Raw genomic sequence first — 14,406 nt, 5'->3', positions numbered from 1 at the left:
AGGGGCACCCCCATCGCGCTGGACGACGCCGTGGAACAGGCGGAACTGTTCGCCAACCTCATGGAGTGGCCGGGGCCCGGGTAGCGGCCCCGGTGAGCTCCTCTCCGGCTTCCATCGGGTGGGTGACGTCCTGGGCGTCGCGGCCCTTGCCGAGGTGGTTGAAGACGAAGTTCAGCAGGACGGCGGCGACACAGCCGGTGGAGATGCCGGAGTCCAGGACGATCCGGGCGGTCTCCGGGAAGGCGTGGTAGAAGTCCGGCTCGGTGATCGGGATGATGCCGACGGCCACGGAGACGGCCACGATGAGCACGTTGTTGTCCTTGTCGAGGCCGGCCCGGACCAGGGTCTGGATGCCGCTCGCGGCGACCGAGCCGAACAGGACGACGCCCGCGCCGCCGAGCACCGGGCGGGGCACCACGGCGATGAGCGAGGCGGCGACCGGGCACAGGCCCATCAGCACCAGGAAGCCACCGCCGGCCGCGACGACGAACCGGCTGCGAATCCGGGTCATCGCGACCAGGCCGATGTTCTGCGCGAAGGCGCTGCACATGAAGCCGTTGAAGAGCGGGCTGAGCGCGGAGCCGAGGGTGTCGGCGCGCAGTCCGGCCGCGATGGTCTTCTCGTCGGCCGGGCGGTCCACGATCTCACCGAGGGCGAGCATGTCGGCGGTCGACTCGGTCATCGACACCACCATCACCACGCACAGCGAGACGATCGCGGCGACCTGGAACTGCGGTGCGCCGAAGTGGAACGGCGTCGGGAAGCCGACGAGGTCCGCGTCGGCGACCGGGCTGAAGTCCGTCACCCCGAGCGGGATCGCGACCAGCGTGCCCGCGACCAGGCCCAGCAGCACGGCGATCTGCTTGACGAAGCCGCGGGTGAAGCGGCGCAGCAGCAGCACGATCACCAGGGTCACGGCGGCCAGGCCCAGGTTGGTGCCGGAGCCGTAGTCGTCGGCCGCGGGGCTCGCGCCCTGGGCCCAGCCGAAGGCGACCGGGAGCAGCGAGATGCCGATCAGGGTGATGACGGTGCCGGTGACGACCGGCGGGAAGAAGCGGACCGCCTTGCTGAAGAAGGGGGCGGCGAGGAAGCCGAGGAGGCCGGCGACGATCACCGCGCCGAAGATGATCGGCAGCGCGTCGGACTTGTCGTCGGTGGCGGCGACGATCGCGGTCATGGGGGCGACACCGGCGAAGGTGACGCCGTTGACGAAGGGCAGCCGGGCACCGATCTTCCAGACGCCGAGGGTCTGGAGGAAGGTGGCGAGGCCCGCGGTGAACAGGCAGGCGCCGGTCAGGAAGGTCAGTTCGGTGCCGGACAGGCCGATGGCGGCGCCGACGATCAGGGGCGGGGCGACCACGCCCGCGTACATGGCGGCCACGTGCTGGAGGCCGGTGGTCGCCATCTTGAGGGCGGGCAGTTTCTCGTCGACGGGATGCACGCCGGGGCGTGACCCGGGATCCGCGGCGGGATCCGGGGCGGATATGGGCGGTACGGCATCTGGCTGAGCGGCCACGGCGGCTCCTCCGGTCGGTTACACGTCGGCTCTGACGTGGGTTTCTTGGAGGTGGTGCGGGTGGTCGTGCGGGACCGGGACGGGGGTGGCACTGCGAGCGGTGAGCGGTGACCGTTCCGGGGCGCGCGCATGGGCACGCGCCCCGGAGACGGCTGCCGTGGATCCCGCTCGGATCCACGGGTCCCGGCCGGGAGCCGTCCCTCTCGGCCGGAGTCTGGTGGGATCAGCCCTGGGCGGCGATACGCGCCAGGCGCTGGGCCTCCTCGCGGGTGGAGCGGGCGACGGCGTCCTCGTCGACGGTGGTGAGGCGGCCGTTGTCGACGATCTGCCGGCCGTTGACGAAGGAGGCGGTGACGAGGGCGGCGGCGCCGAAGACGAGCGCGGTCACCGGGTCGGCGATGGAGGCGTGGGCGAGCGTGTCCATCTTCCACAGCACCACGTCGGCCAGCTTGCCGGCCTCCAGCGAGCCGATCTGGTCGGCCCGGCCGAGGACCTGCGCACCGCCGTGGGTGCCGAGGCGCAGCGCCTGACGGGCGTTCAGGGCTGCCTCGCGGTGAGCGCCCAGGCGGTTGATCAGCAGGGCGTTGCGCAGTTCGGTGTGGAGTTCACCGGACTCGTTGGAGGCGGTGCCGTCGACGCCGAGGCCGACCGGGACGCCCGCCTTCAGCATGTCGGGGACGCGGGCGATGCCGGCGGCGAGGCGGGCGTTGGAGGACGGGCAGTGGGCGACGCCGGTCCTGGTGCGGGCGAAGGCGGCGATGTCGGAGTCGGTCATGTGGACGCAGTGCGCCATCCACACGTCCTCGCCCAGCCAGCCGGTGGACTCGAAGTAGTCCGTCGGGCCCATGCCGAACAGCTCGTGGCAGAACTTCTCCTCCTCCACGGTCTCCGAGCCGTGGGTGTGCAGCCGTACGCCGAGGCGGCGGGCCAGTTCGGCGCCGTCACGCATCAGTTCGGTGGAGACGGAGAACGGCGAGCAGGGGGCGACCGCCACCTGGGTCATGGCGTCGAAGGAGGCGTCGTGGTGCTTCTTGACGGTCTCCTCGGTGGCGGCGAGCGCGCCTTCCAGCGTCTCGACGGCGAAGTCCGGCGGCAGGCCGCCGTCCTTCTCGCTGCGGTCCATCGAGCCGCGGGCCAGCGTGAACCGTACGCCCATCTCGGCGGCGGCGCGGATGATCGAGCCGGACAGGTCTCCGGAGCCCCGCGGGAAGACGTAGTGGTGGTCCATTGCGGTGGTGACACCGCCGCGGGCCATCATGGCGAGCGAGCCCTGCGCGGCCGCGTACGTCATGGCCTCGTCGATGCGCGCCCAGGTCGGGTAGAGCGCGACCAGCCAGTTGAACAGGTTGTGGTCGGTGGCCAGGCCCCGGGTGATCCACTGGTAGAAGTGGTGGTGGGTGTTGACCAGACCCGGTGTGGCCAGGTGGCCGCTCGCGTCGATCCGGCGCACCACGTTCTCCAGCCCCTCGGGGGCCTTGCCCGCGCCGACCGACTCGATCCGGTTGCCGGCCAGGACGAGGTGTCCGGAGGCGTACTCCGTGTCGCCCGCGTCCACGGTCGCGATCGCGCAGTTCTCGATGACGATGCGCTGGGCTGCCGATGGTGCCATGGTGCTTCCTTGTCTTTCAGTGGCGGACCCGTGGACGGGAGGACCGGGAAGTGTCCACGGGGAGGGCACGGCAGGACCCTAGGAGGATTTGAGTGCCGGGGCCGGTTGGCGCCGGGTGCCGAGATGGTGGAAGAACAGGTTGAGCGAGACGGCGACGAGCGCGCCGGCGCTGATCCCGGAGCCGAGCACGGTCTGCGCCCAGGCCGGGAAGTCCGCGTAGAACGTCGGTGACGCCAGCGGGATGATGCCGGCGCCGAGCGCCACGGCCACCAGGATGATGTTGGAGCTGTCGTCGAGGCCGGCTTCCGAGAGGGTGCGGATGCCGCTGACGGCGATCGAGCCGAAGAGCACGATGCCCGCGCCGCCGAGGACCGGCATGGGGACCAGGGAGACGACCGCGCCGAGCACCGGGAAGGCGCCGAGGACCAGCAGGGTGGCGCCGGCGACGGCGACGACGTAGCGGCTGCGCACCCGGGTGAGGGAGACGACGCCGACGTTCTGGGCGAAGGCGGAGGTGGGGAAGCCGCCGAAGACCGGGCCGAGCAGGGTGGCGAGGCCGTCGGTGCGCAGTCCGCGGGTGATGGTCCGGGCGTCGGCGCGGCGGTCGCAGATCTCGCCGAGGGCGAGCATGCCGGCGCTCGACTCGGTCATCAGCACCAGCATCACGATGCACAGCGACAGGACGGCCGCGGGCTGGAACTCGGGCGCGCCGAAGGCGAACGGGGCGGGCAGCGCGGCGACGGGGGCGGACTTGAGGGCTTGGAAGTCGGCCATGCCGAAGGGGACGGCGGCCAGGGTGCCGATGAGCAGCCCGAACAGCAGGGCGACCTGCTTGACGAAGCCGCGGCCGAAGCGCTGGAAGAGCAGGATCACGATGAGGGTGAAGCCGGCGAGCGCGAGGTGCCTCATGGCGCCGAAGTCGGCGGCGCTCTCGTCGCCGCCCTGGGCCCAGCCGACCGGCACGGGCATCAGGGTGACGCCGATCAGGGTGATCACGACGCCGGTGACCAGGGGCGGGAAGTAGCGCAGCAGCCGTCCGAAGAACGGTCCGACGGCCAGGCAGAAGACGCCGGCGACCATCACCGCGCCGTAGACGGCGGGGAGTTGGCGGCCCGGGTCGTTGGTCTCGGCGATCGCGAGGATCGGGGCGATGCCGGCCGAGGAGGCGGCGTTGACGAAGGGCAGCCGGTTGCCGACGAAGCCCTTGACGCCGATGGTCTGCAGGAGGGTCGCGACGCCCGCGATGAGCAGGCTCGCGGCGATCAGCCGGGTGCGGGCCGCGAGGTCGAGTCCGCAGGCCTGGCCGATGATGAGCGGAGGAGTGACGACGCCCGCGTACATCGCGGCGATGTGCTGGAGCGCGGCGGGGACGAGCCGCGAGGGGTGGAGCTTCTCGTCGACCGGGTGCACGGACGTGACGGCGTCCTCGGTGTGCGCCGGCGGGGTGGGACAGGGGACTTTCGCCGGCCCCTCGGCGGGCTGTGCCATGGTGTTCCCTCCGGTGTGGCGCGCCCCCGGTCCCGGCCGGCGGGACCGGGGGCGCGCGTCCCGCGTCAGAGGTTGGTCATGTCGACCGGGATACGGGCCTCGCAGCCGTCCCGCAGGATGGTGGCCTCGATCAGGCCGTAGGGACGGTCCGCGGCGAAGTACACCTCGTTGTCGTTCTTCAGCCCGAACGGCTCCAGGTCCACGAGGAAGTGGTGCTTGTTCGGGAGGGAGAAGCGGACCTCGTCTATCTCGCTGCGGTTGTTGATGATGCGCGAGCCCATCTGGTACAGCGTCTGCTGGAGCGAGAGGGAGTAGGTCTCGGCGAAGGCCTGGAGCATGTGCTTCTTGACCTGCTCGTAGGACTTCTCCCAGTTCGGCATCTTCTGCTCGTCGTCGGTCCAGTTGAACCGCCAGCGGCCGGAGACCTGGGTCGCCAGGATGCGGTCGTACGCCTCCTGGAGGGTGGTGTACTTGTCCTTGACGTAGCCCCAGAACTCGGAGTTGGTCGAGTTCATCACGACCAGGTCCTTGAGGCCGGAGACGACCTCCCACTTCTCACCGTCGAAGGTGATCTGGGTGACCCGGGTCTCCTGGCCCTTGCGGACGAAGGAGTGCTTGACCTCGTCGGCGCCGATGAACTTGGAGTTGGCGTCGGAGGTCTCGATCCGCTCCCAGGCGTACTCCTCGATACGGATGCGGGCCTGGTGGATCGGCTCCTGCGAGGTGACGAAGTGGCGGGCGAGGTGGATGCCGAACTGCTCGGCGGACTCGATGCCGTACTCCTTGGCGAACGCGAACACCGTGTTCTTGGTGGTGTCGGTGGGGAGCACGTTGGCGTTGGAGCCGGAGTAGTGGACCTCGTCCATGTCACCGGAGAGGGCGACGGAGACGTTCAGGTCCTTGATGTGGTGGGTGGCGCCGTCCCGCGTGATCTTTACGACTCGGTTCTCGGCCTTGCCGTACTGGTTCTGTCCCAGGATCGTGGGCATGTCTGCTAGCTCCCTCGGTAAACGGAGTAGCCGAACGGGTTGAGCAGCAGCGGTACGTGGTAGTGCTCGCCCGGTACGACGGCGAAGGTGATCGCCACCTCGGGGAAGAACACGGACGGACCGCTGTCCCGATTCGCGGGGGCGTCCTGCTGCGCATCGGCTTGCTTCTTCGCGAAACTCTCGAAGTACCGCTCGACGGCGAAGTCGAGCCGTACATGGGTCGTCCCCTCCGGCAGCGCCGGAAGGTCCTTGCACCGGCCGTCGGCGTCGGTCGCGGAGCCGCCGAGCGCCTGCCAGTCCGCGTCTGCGCCCCCGCGGGCGGAGAGGTGGACGGCGACGCCCTCGGCGGGGCGGCCGACGGAGGTGTCCAGGATGTGGGTGGACACGGAGGCGGTGGTGCTGGTGCTCATGGTGTCAGGCGTCCTCTTCGACGAGTCGGGCCAGTCGGATGCGGTTGATCTTCCCCAGCTCGGTGCGGACGATCTCCCGCTCCCGCTCCGGCGTGTTGCCGATCCGCTCCTTCACGGCGTCCCGCATCTGCTCGCCGGTCCGGCCGGTGGCGCAGATCAGGAAGACATGGCCGAACTTCTCCTGGTAGGCCAGGTTCAGTTCCAGCATCTCGGCCTTCAGCTCGTCGGAGGCGCCGGCCATGCCGCGCTGTTCGCGGGCGGAGGTCGGGTCGCCGGGCTTGGGGCGGCCGATCGGGGGGTGCCCGGCCATCGCCTCGTCGAGGTCGTTCGCGGTCAGCTCGGCGGTGGCCGCGTCGCTGGCCGTGTACAGGTCCTCGGGGGTGGCATAGGGTCGGGCGGCGAGCAGTCGCTCCCCCCATGCCGTGGAGGCACACGCCTCGTGGAGTGCGGCGGTGGCCGCGGGCTCCTCCAGGGCGTTGAACCGGGCCAGGCCCGGCGACGTGGAAGTGGAAGTCACGGGAGCCTCCGTGGCCTTGCGGCCTTCGTGCTGAACGGGCTGCGGATAGCTAACGCTCTGCGAAACACCACGTCAACACTTTGTTGAAAATTCGGGGTAACAAAAGCGGGATGACAAAGGCCGCCGCCCCGGAGCCGGGACGGCGGCCTGACACCACCCGCTTCGGGCCCTCTCAGGCCTCCTTCTCGCGGTTGAGGTAGTTGTAGACGGTGAAGCGGCTGACGCCGAGCGCGCCGGCCACCGTCTCCACTCCGTGCCGTACGGCGAAGGCGCCGCGCGCCTCCAGCGCCCGCACGATCTCCTGTTTGGCCTTGCGGTCCAGGTCCGCCAGCGGCTTGCCTCGCTTGCGCTCCATGGCGGCCAGGATGTGGTCGAGGGAGTCCGCCAGCTGCGGCAGGCGCACGGCGAGCACGTCGGCACCCTCCCAGGAGAGCACGACATCGTCCGGTCCCGCCTCGTCGGGCGGCAGCATCTCGCCGCCCATGGCGTCGATGAGCGGCTTCACCGCCGCGATGAAGGGCTCGTCGCCGGACCCGGTCACCGCTCGCCCTCCCCCACCACGTTGACCTGGAGCGAGACCCGGGTGGCACCGGCCTCCAGGGCCTTGCGCAGCAGGGCGTCAACGGCGGTGAGGACCTGGTCCGCGCCGCCCTCGGCGGTGTTGCCGAACGGGCCGACGTCCACCTCGTCCAGCTCGGCGGCCTCGATGACCTCACGCGCCACCAGCGCGTGCGCGGGCGCCTCGTCGAGATCGAAGGGCTCGGTTGTGAATTCCACTCGCAGTCGCACGCGCTCAACCTAACGCGCGGTGCGCCCTTTCGGGCGGCCGTCACCGGTTCGGCTCTTGACAGCCCTCCCCGACGGCATGCAGTCTTCCCCATGTCTTCCGGTAAGCAGAAATGAACTTCCGCGATACGAAATAGATCGCGGAGGAGCCAATCAGGAAGGAGCGCGACCCTGATGGGATTCGCAGACCAGCGCTTCAACGTCAACCTGTCGATCCTCTTCACGGAACTCCCGCTCCTGGAGCGCCCCGCGGCCGCCGCCGCGGCCGGCTTCACCGCGGTCGAGCTGTGGTGGCCCTGGATCGACACCCCCACCCCCGAGCAGTCCGAGCTCGACGCCCTGAAGCGGGCGATCGAGGACGCGGGCGTCCAGCTCACCGGCCTGAACTTCTACGCCGGACAGCTCCCGGGCCCCGACCGCGGCGCCCTGTCGGTGCCGGGCGAGGAGTCGGACCGGTTCCGTGCCAACATCGACGTCGCCGCCGGCTTCGCCGCCTCCCTCGGCTGCAAGGCGCTCAACGCGCTCTACGGCAACCGCGTGGCGGGCGTCGACCCGGCCGAGCAGGACGCGCTGGCGCTGGAGAACCTGACCCTCGCGGCCCGGGCCGCCGACCGGATCGGCGCGATCCTGCTGATCGAGGCGCTGAACCAGCCGGAGTCGCCGCTGTACCCGCTGGTGAGCGCGCCCGCCGCGGTCGGGATCGTCGACAAGGTCAACGAGGCGACGGGACTGGGCAACGCCACGTTCCTGATGGACCTCTACCACCTGTCGATGAACGGCGAGGACCTGCCGTCGGTGATCGAGCGGTACGCCGCCGGGACCGGCCATGTGCAGATCGCCGACAACCCCGGCCGAGGCGCCCCCGGCACCGGCACCCTGCCGCTGGAGGACCTGCTCGACCAGCTGAGGAAGGCCGGTTACGACGGCTGGGTCGGCCTGGAGTACAAGCCCGGCGACCGCCCGAGCGCCGAGGCCTTCGACTGGCTGCCGGCCGAGGCCCGCGCCGCCCGCTGACCATCCCCGTTTTTGAGAAAGGCCCCGCCATGAGCACGCTTCCCAAGATCGCCTGGATCGGCCTCGGCATCATGGGCTCCCCCATGTCCGAGAACCTGATCAAGGCGGGTTACGACGTCACCGGCTTCACCCTGGAGCAGGAGAAGCTGGACCGTCTGGCCGCCGCCGGCGGCACCGCGGCCGCGTCGATCGCCGAGGCGGTCCGCGACGCCGATGTGATCATCACGATGGTGCCGGCCTCCCCGCAGGTCGAGGCCATCGCCTACGGCCCCGACGGCATCCTGGAGAACGCCCGGTCCGGCGCGCTGCTGATCGACATGTCCTCGATCACCCCGCAGACCTCCGTCGACCTGGCCGCCGCCGCCAAGGACAAGGGCATCCGCGTCCTGGACGCCCCCGTCTCGGGCGGCGAGGCCGGCGCGATCGAGGCCGTGCTGTCCATCATGGTCGGCGGCGAGCAGGCGGACTTCGACCAGGCCAAGCCGGTCTTCGACGCGCTCGGCAAGACCATCGTGCTGTGCGGTCCGCACGGCTCGGGCCAGACGGTGAAGGCCGCCAACCAGCTCATCGTCGCGGTGAACATCCAGGCGTGCGCCGAGGCCGTGGTCTTCCTGGAGAAGTCGGGCGTGGACCTGGCGGCCGCGCTGGACGTCCTCAACGGCGGTCTCGCCGGCTCGACCGTGCTGACCCGTAAGAAGGACAACTTCCTGAACCGCGACTTCAAGCCAGGCTTCCGCATCGACCTGCACCACAAGGACATGGGCATCGTGACCGACGCCGCCCGCAACGTCGGCGCCGCCCTGCCGGTCGGCTCCACCGTGGCCCAGCTGGTCGCCTCGCTGCGCGCCCAGGGCGACGGCGGCCTGGACCACTCGGCCCTGCTGCGTGCCGTCGAGCGCCTCTCCGGCGCCCAGGTCTGATCCGGACCTCACCCAGACCTCCGGGCGGCGTCGCCGCTGACACCTGTCCTGTCGCGCCCAGGCGGTGGCGCCGCTCGGATTCCACTTCAACAAAGTGTTGACGTCCAGATCGCCCCAAATCTAGGCTCCGCACAGCGGAAGCTCCACAAAGCGGAAGACCATTTCCACAGACTTCCGCTGCCCCCTCGTACGGAAGGTCCACGATGTCGAAGCGCGTGCTCACCACCGAGTCCGGCGCCCCGGTCGCCGACAATCAGAACTCCGCCTCCGCCGGCGCCGGCGGCCCCCTCCTCCTCCAGGACCAGCACCTCCTGGAGAAGCTGGCGCGCTTCAACCGCGAGCGCATCCCGGAGCGTGTGGTGCACGCCCGTGGCTCCGGTGCCTACGGCTACTTCGAGGTGACGGACGACGTCACCGGCTTCACGTACGCCGACTTCCTGAGCGCCGTGGGCAGGCGCACCGAGGTGTTCGTGCGCTTCTCCACCGTGGCCGACTCGCTCGGCGGTGCGGACGCGGTCCGCGACCCGCGCGGCTTCGCGGTCAAGTTCTACACGGAGGAGGGCAACTACGACCTCGTCGGGAACAACACCCCGGTCTTCTTCATCAAGGACCCGATCAAGTTCCCCGACTTCATCCACTCGCAGAAGCGTGACCCGTTCACCGGCAAGCAGGAGCCGGACAACGTCTGGGACTTCTGGGCGCACGCTCCCGAGGCCACGCACCAGGTGACCTGGCTGATGGGCGACCGCGGCATCCCGGCGTCGTACCGCCACATGAACGGCTACGGCTCGCACACCTACCAGTGGACGAACGAGCAGGGCGAGGCCTTCTTCGTCAAGTACCACTTCAAGACGAACCAGGGCATTCGCAGCCTCTCCACCGAGCAGGCGCAGGAGGTCGTCGGCAAGGACGCCAACTCCCACCAGACCGACCTGCTCCAGGCGATCGAGCGCGGGGTGAACCCGTCCTGGACGCTGTACGTGCAGATCATGCCGGCGGCCGAGGCGGCGGACTACCGCTTCAACCCGTTCGACCTCACCAAGGTGTGGCCGCACAAGGACTACCCGCTCCAGCGCGTGGGCCGCCTGGTCCTCGACCGCAACCCGGACAACGTCTTCGCCGAGGTCGAGCAGGCCGCCTTCTCCCCCAACAACTTCGTGCCCGGCATCGGCCCCTCCCCGGACAAGATGCTCCAGGGCCGGCTGTTCGCCTACGCCGACGCGCACCGCTACCGCCTGGGCGTCAACCACACCCAGCTCGCGGTCAACGCCCCGAAGGCGACCGTGGCGAGCAACTACGGCCGCGACGGCCTGATGGCGTCCAACTCCCAGGGCCGGTACGCCAAGAACTACGAGCCCAACTCGTACGACGGCCCGGTCGAGACCGGCCGCCCGCTGTCCGCCCCGCTCGCCGTGTCCGGCTGGACCGGCAACCACGAGGCGCCGCAGCACACCAAGGACGACGACTTCTTCCAGGCGGGCGAGCTGTACCGCCTGATGAGCGAGGACGAGAAGTCCCGTCTCGTCGCCAACATCGCCGGCGGCCTGTCGCAGGTCTCCCGCGACGACGTGATCGAGAAGAACCTGGCCCACTTCCACGCCGCCGACCCGGAGTACGGCAAGCGCGTGGAGGAGGCGGTCCGCGCCCTGCGCGAGGACTGAACTCCCTGACCGCGTCCGCCCAGGGGACGACCCGGATGAGGGGTGGTCGCCCCGGCGGGCGGGCGCGGGCAGGGTGAGGACCGCGGCGGCCTGCGAGCCAGTGCGGTGGTGAAGGACGCGTGTCCCCCTTCTCGACCTGAGGGAAGGGCGGCACGGCTCCGTCGCAGCCGCCGCGGTCCCGGCAATCGGTACACCCCGGACGAGCGCCGGGTGCGGACGGTCCCGCACCCGGCGCTTTCCCGTGCCCGCCGGGGTGCGGATCCGTCCGGACCGCAGCAGCCTGAAGGCATGGCACCTCCAACGCAGCATCCGCATGTCGTGGTCCACTCCCCCGCCCTGGACGGCTCCCGGCGGGTCACCGAGGGCGACCAGACGCTGGGGATCGCCTCGCACGCCGACGACGTCGGCGAGATCCTGCGGCTGGCCGATCTGTACGTCACCGACGTCGCGGAAAGCGATCTCATCGAATGGCAGGGCGGCGGCCCGGACGACTGGCCGGGCCTGTCCGAGCATCACGACGCCTGAACGCACCTACGCCACCGGTCGTAGACCCGCTACGGCACCCTCAAATCAACCTCTGAACCCGTCCCCGAGGGGCGCGCCCCGCCCCCGGGGACGGGCACGATAGCCCTCGTGCCGGGGCCCGCCGACACGGGGGCGGCGGGCCCCGGCACGTTTCGGACGAGGCGGCGCGTCGCCGGCCGGGTACGCGGAAGGGCGGCCCACCGGGTGGTGGGCCGCCCTTCGCGAAGGTGCGGGTCAGGCCTTGAACGTCCTGACCGAGGTCGGGGCGTGACCCGGCTCGGTCGCGATCTCCTCGAACTCCACGACATTGCCGATGTCGTTGGTGGTGGACATCGAGATGTTGGTGACCCGCTCCAGGATCGCCTCGACCACCACCGGCACCCGGTACTCGGCGGCCAGCTTCTTGGCCTGCTCGAAGGCGGCGCCCAGCTCGCTCGGGTCGGTCACCCGGATCGCCTTGCAGCCCAGGCCCTCGGCGACCTTGACGTGGTCCACGCCGTAGACGCCCAGCTCGGGCGCGTTGATGTTCTCGAACTCCAGCTTGACCTGGAAGTCGATGTCGAACGCCCGCTGCGCCTGGCGGATCAGGCCGAGGTAGGCGTTGTTGACCAGGACGTGCACGTACGGGATCTTGTGCTGCGCCCCGACCGCCAGTTCCTCGATCATGAACTGGAAGTCGTAGTCGCCGGAGAGGGCGACGACGGGCGCCTCCGGGTCGGCCTTGGCGACGCCGAGCGCGGCCGGGACGGTCCAGCCGAGCGGGCCCGCCTGGCCGCAGTTGATCCAGTGCCGCGGCCGGTAGACGTGCAGCATCTGGGCGCCGGCGATCTGCGAGAGGCCGATGGTGGAGACGTACCGGGTCTCCGGGCCGAAGGCCTTGTTCATCTCCTCGTAGACGCGCTGCGGCTTGATCGGGATGTCGTCGAAGTGGGTGCGGCGCAGCAGGGTCGCCTTCCGCTCCTGCGCGGCGGCGGCCCAGGCGGAGCGGTCGGGCAGCCTGCCGGCCGCCTTCAGCTCCTTGGCCACCTCGACGAAGAGCTCCAGCGCGGCCTTGGCGTCGGAGGCGATGCCGTAGTCCGGGGCGAAGATCTTGCCGATCTGGGTGGGCTCGACGTCGACGTGCACGAACTTCCGTCCGGCAGTGTAGACGTCCAGCTTGCCGGTGTGGCGGTTGGCCCAGCGGTTGCCGATACCGAGGACGAAGTCGGACTCCAGGAAGGTGGCGTTGCCGTAGCGGTGCGAGGTCTGCAGGCCCACCATGCCGGCGTTCAGCTCGTGGTCGTCGGGCAGCACGCCCCAGCCCATCAGGGTCGGGACGACCGGGGTGCCGGTCAGTTCGGCGAACTCCACGAGCAGTTCGGCCGCGTCGGCGTTGATGACACCGCCGCCGGCGACGATCAGCGGGCGCTCGGCGGCGTTGAGCATGCCGATCGCCTTCTCGATCTGGGCGCGGCTGGCGGCCGGCTTGTAGACCGGCAGCGGCTCGTAGGTCTCCGGGTCGAACTCGATCTCGGTGAGCTGGACGTCGATCGGCAGGTCGATCAGGACCGGGCCGGGACGGCCGGAGCGCATCAGGTGGAAGGCCTGCTGGAAGACGCCGGGGACCTGCGCGGCCTCCAGCACGGTGACCGCCATCTTGGTCACCGGCTTGGCGATGGAGGCGATGTCGACGGCCTGGAAGTCCTCTTTGTGGATCACCGCGGTCGGGGCCTGTCCGGTGATGCACAGGATCGGGATGGAGTCGCCGATCGCCGAGTACAGGCCGGTGATCATGTCGGTGCCGGCCGGGCCGGAGGTGCCGATGCACACGCCGATGTTGCCGGCGTGGGTGCGGGTGTAGCCCTCGGCCATGTGGGAGGCGCCCTCGACATGGCGGGCGAGGGTGTGGTTGACGCCGCCGGAGGCCTTGAGCGCCGCGTAGAAGGGGTTGATCGCCGCGCCGGGCACACCGAACGCATCGGTGACGCCCTCGCGCTTGAGGATCTCGACTGCCGCGCGGGCAGCGGTCATACGAGCCATGGGAACTCCTGCTTCGGCTGTCGGTACGGCTCCCGTCGCGCCCCGCGGTGAGCTCGTCTTCCGCATGTTTTCCACATAGCGGAAATCAACTTCTGTTATCTGGAAGAAATGTAGGTGGGGTGAGGGGTCACGTCAAGAGACGACCGAGGCGCGGGACGGCCACCCGCCGAAGTCCGGGACAAGGAGGCTCCCGCCGGAGGACGATGGACGGCATGTCCGAGAGCGTGCCGGTGCGCTGTCCGGCCTGCCGGCGCGCCCATCTGTTCGCCGCGCCGTCCTACCCCTGCGCGTGCGGCGCGCCCGTCGCCCCGCCCCTCGACCGGCAGGCCCCGGTGACGGCCGTCGCCCACCGCGCCTGGGACGAGGAGTGGGTCACCGTCCGCTGCGCCGCCTGCGACCGCCCGGCCCAGTGGCCGCGCCCGGAACTGGGCTGCCCGTGCGGCGCCGTACTGCGGATACCCATGGCGGGGTCCGCCCCGGCCCCGGCCGCCCCCGGCCCCGCGCCCGCGCCCGCGCGCCCCGCCTTCCAGCCGGTGACCATCCGCACCGCCCGGGACGCGGTCACCACCGCCGCGCTCTATCTGCGCTGGCTGGGCCACGGGGACGTGCGGCGCGCCGACCGGCGTCCGCCCTCCGGGATCGGGCTCGCCGCCCGCGGTCTGCTGGCCCAGGTGGACCCCACCGTGCGGCCGGCGTCGGTGCGGGACGTGGAGTGCCTGTGGCTGACCGCCACGGCGGACTCCGCGGCCTGCGTCTACTTCTCCCTCGCCGGGTACACCGACGAGGCGCGCGCCCGCGCCGACGCGCTGGGCGTGCCGCTGTTCGTGCTCGACCTGACGGGCACCCCGCAGCCGGTCAACGGCCACGCCGACGCGCTCGCCGCCTGACGCACCGCACACAGGACGGCGCCGGCCCCCGCGGATGCGGGAGCCGGCGCCGCCGTCTGCCGGTG

General features: G+C 70.6%; 14 protein-coding genes. 5 read left to right on the top strand and 9 right to left on the bottom strand.

From position 1 onward, the window contains the following. Positions 1-58: 58 nt before the first annotated feature. The 8 genes from ABT232_RS15660 to ABT232_RS15625 all read right to left on the bottom strand — a co-directional run bounded on the left by ABT232_RS15660 (position 59) and on the right by ABT232_RS15625 (position 7,318). On the bottom strand, positions 59-1,405 hold the full coding sequence (locus tag ABT232_RS15660; RefSeq protein WP_450871647.1) for a nucleobase:cation symporter-2 family protein: 1,347 nt from the start codon (positions 1,403-1,405) through the stop codon (positions 59-61). 334 nt (positions 1,406-1,739) lie between these two features. After that, the gene (locus tag ABT232_RS15655) at positions 1,740-3,125 is read right to left on the bottom strand and encodes an 8-oxoguanine deaminase (RefSeq protein WP_351840441.1); all 1,386 of its coding nucleotides are present in this window, start codon (positions 3,123-3,125) and stop codon (positions 1,740-1,742) included. A gap of 78 nt (positions 3,126-3,203) precedes the next feature. Beyond that, complete coding sequence (locus tag ABT232_RS15650) at positions 3,204-4,613, bottom strand: nucleobase:cation symporter-2 family protein (protein WP_351840440.1); 1,410 nt, start codon at positions 4,611-4,613, stop codon at positions 3,204-3,206. A gap of 65 nt (positions 4,614-4,678) precedes the next feature. Next, entirely contained in the window at positions 4,679-5,602 is a 924-nt protein-coding gene (pucL, locus tag ABT232_RS15645) for a factor-independent urate hydroxylase (RefSeq protein WP_351840439.1), read from the bottom strand. 5 nt (positions 5,603-5,607) lie between these two features. Beyond that, on the bottom strand, positions 5,608-6,012 hold the full coding sequence (gene uraH, locus ABT232_RS15640; RefSeq protein ID WP_351840438.1) for a hydroxyisourate hydrolase: 405 nt from the start codon (positions 6,010-6,012) through the stop codon (positions 5,608-5,610). Positions 6,013-6,016: 4 nt separating this feature from the next. Beyond that, entirely contained in the window at positions 6,017-6,529 is a 513-nt protein-coding gene (uraD, locus tag ABT232_RS15635; RefSeq protein ID WP_351840437.1) for a 2-oxo-4-hydroxy-4-carboxy-5-ureidoimidazoline decarboxylase, read from the bottom strand. 172 nt (positions 6,530-6,701) lie between these two features. After that, entirely contained in the window at positions 6,702-7,070 is a 369-nt protein-coding gene (locus ABT232_RS15630; protein ID WP_351840436.1) for a helix-turn-helix domain-containing protein, read from the bottom strand. Then, positions 7,067-7,318, bottom strand: a complete 252-nt coding sequence (locus ABT232_RS15625; protein ID WP_351840435.1) for a thiamine-binding protein — start codon at positions 7,316-7,318, stop codon at positions 7,067-7,069. Before ABT232_RS15625 ends, ABT232_RS15630 begins: the two co-directional genes overlap by 4 nt. Positions 7,319-7,489: 171 nt before the next feature. On the opposite strand from ABT232_RS15625, the gene ABT232_RS15620 reads away from it, so the two are divergent. The 4 genes from ABT232_RS15620 to ABT232_RS15605 all read left to right on the top strand — a co-directional run bounded on the left by ABT232_RS15620 (position 7,490) and on the right by ABT232_RS15605 (position 11,435). Continuing rightward, positions 7,490-8,329 (top strand): TIM barrel protein, encoded by an 840-nt coding sequence (locus ABT232_RS15620; protein WP_351840434.1) that lies wholly within the window; start codon positions 7,490-7,492, stop codon positions 8,327-8,329. Positions 8,330-8,358: 29 nt separating this feature from the next. Continuing rightward, the gene (locus ABT232_RS15615; protein WP_351840433.1) at positions 8,359-9,249 is read left to right on the top strand and encodes a 2-hydroxy-3-oxopropionate reductase; all 891 of its coding nucleotides are present in this window, start codon (positions 8,359-8,361) and stop codon (positions 9,247-9,249) included. 203 nt (positions 9,250-9,452) lie between these two features. Next, a complete protein-coding gene (locus tag ABT232_RS15610) occupies positions 9,453-10,910 on the top strand; it encodes a catalase (RefSeq protein WP_351840432.1) in 1,458 nt (485 codons plus the stop codon). A 288-nt stretch (positions 10,911-11,198) separates the two neighbouring features. After that, positions 11,199-11,435: a hypothetical protein gene (locus tag ABT232_RS15605; protein ID WP_351840431.1), complete on the top strand. Its 237-nt coding sequence runs from the start codon at positions 11,199-11,201 to the stop codon at positions 11,433-11,435. Between the two features lie 234 nt (positions 11,436-11,669). Here the strand turns inward: ABT232_RS15605 and gcl are convergent, their stop codons facing one another. After that, complete coding sequence (gcl, locus tag ABT232_RS15600; RefSeq protein ID WP_351840430.1) at positions 11,670-13,454, bottom strand: glyoxylate carboligase; 1,785 nt, start codon at positions 13,452-13,454, stop codon at positions 11,670-11,672. A gap of 203 nt (positions 13,455-13,657) precedes the next feature. Between gcl and ABT232_RS15595 the strand changes: the two genes are divergently transcribed. Further along, positions 13,658-14,341, top strand: coding sequence for a hypothetical protein (locus ABT232_RS15595; protein WP_351840429.1), 684 nt, complete (start codon positions 13,658-13,660; stop codon positions 14,339-14,341). Positions 14,342-14,406: the final 65 nt, after the last annotated feature.

It is taken from the genome of Streptomyces sp. NPDC001532, from assembly GCF_040298625.1.
Taxonomy (GTDB): Bacteria; Actinomycetota; Actinomycetes; order Streptomycetales; family Streptomycetaceae; genus Streptomyces.
This window is presented reverse-complemented; position numbering and strand designations above follow the sequence as displayed.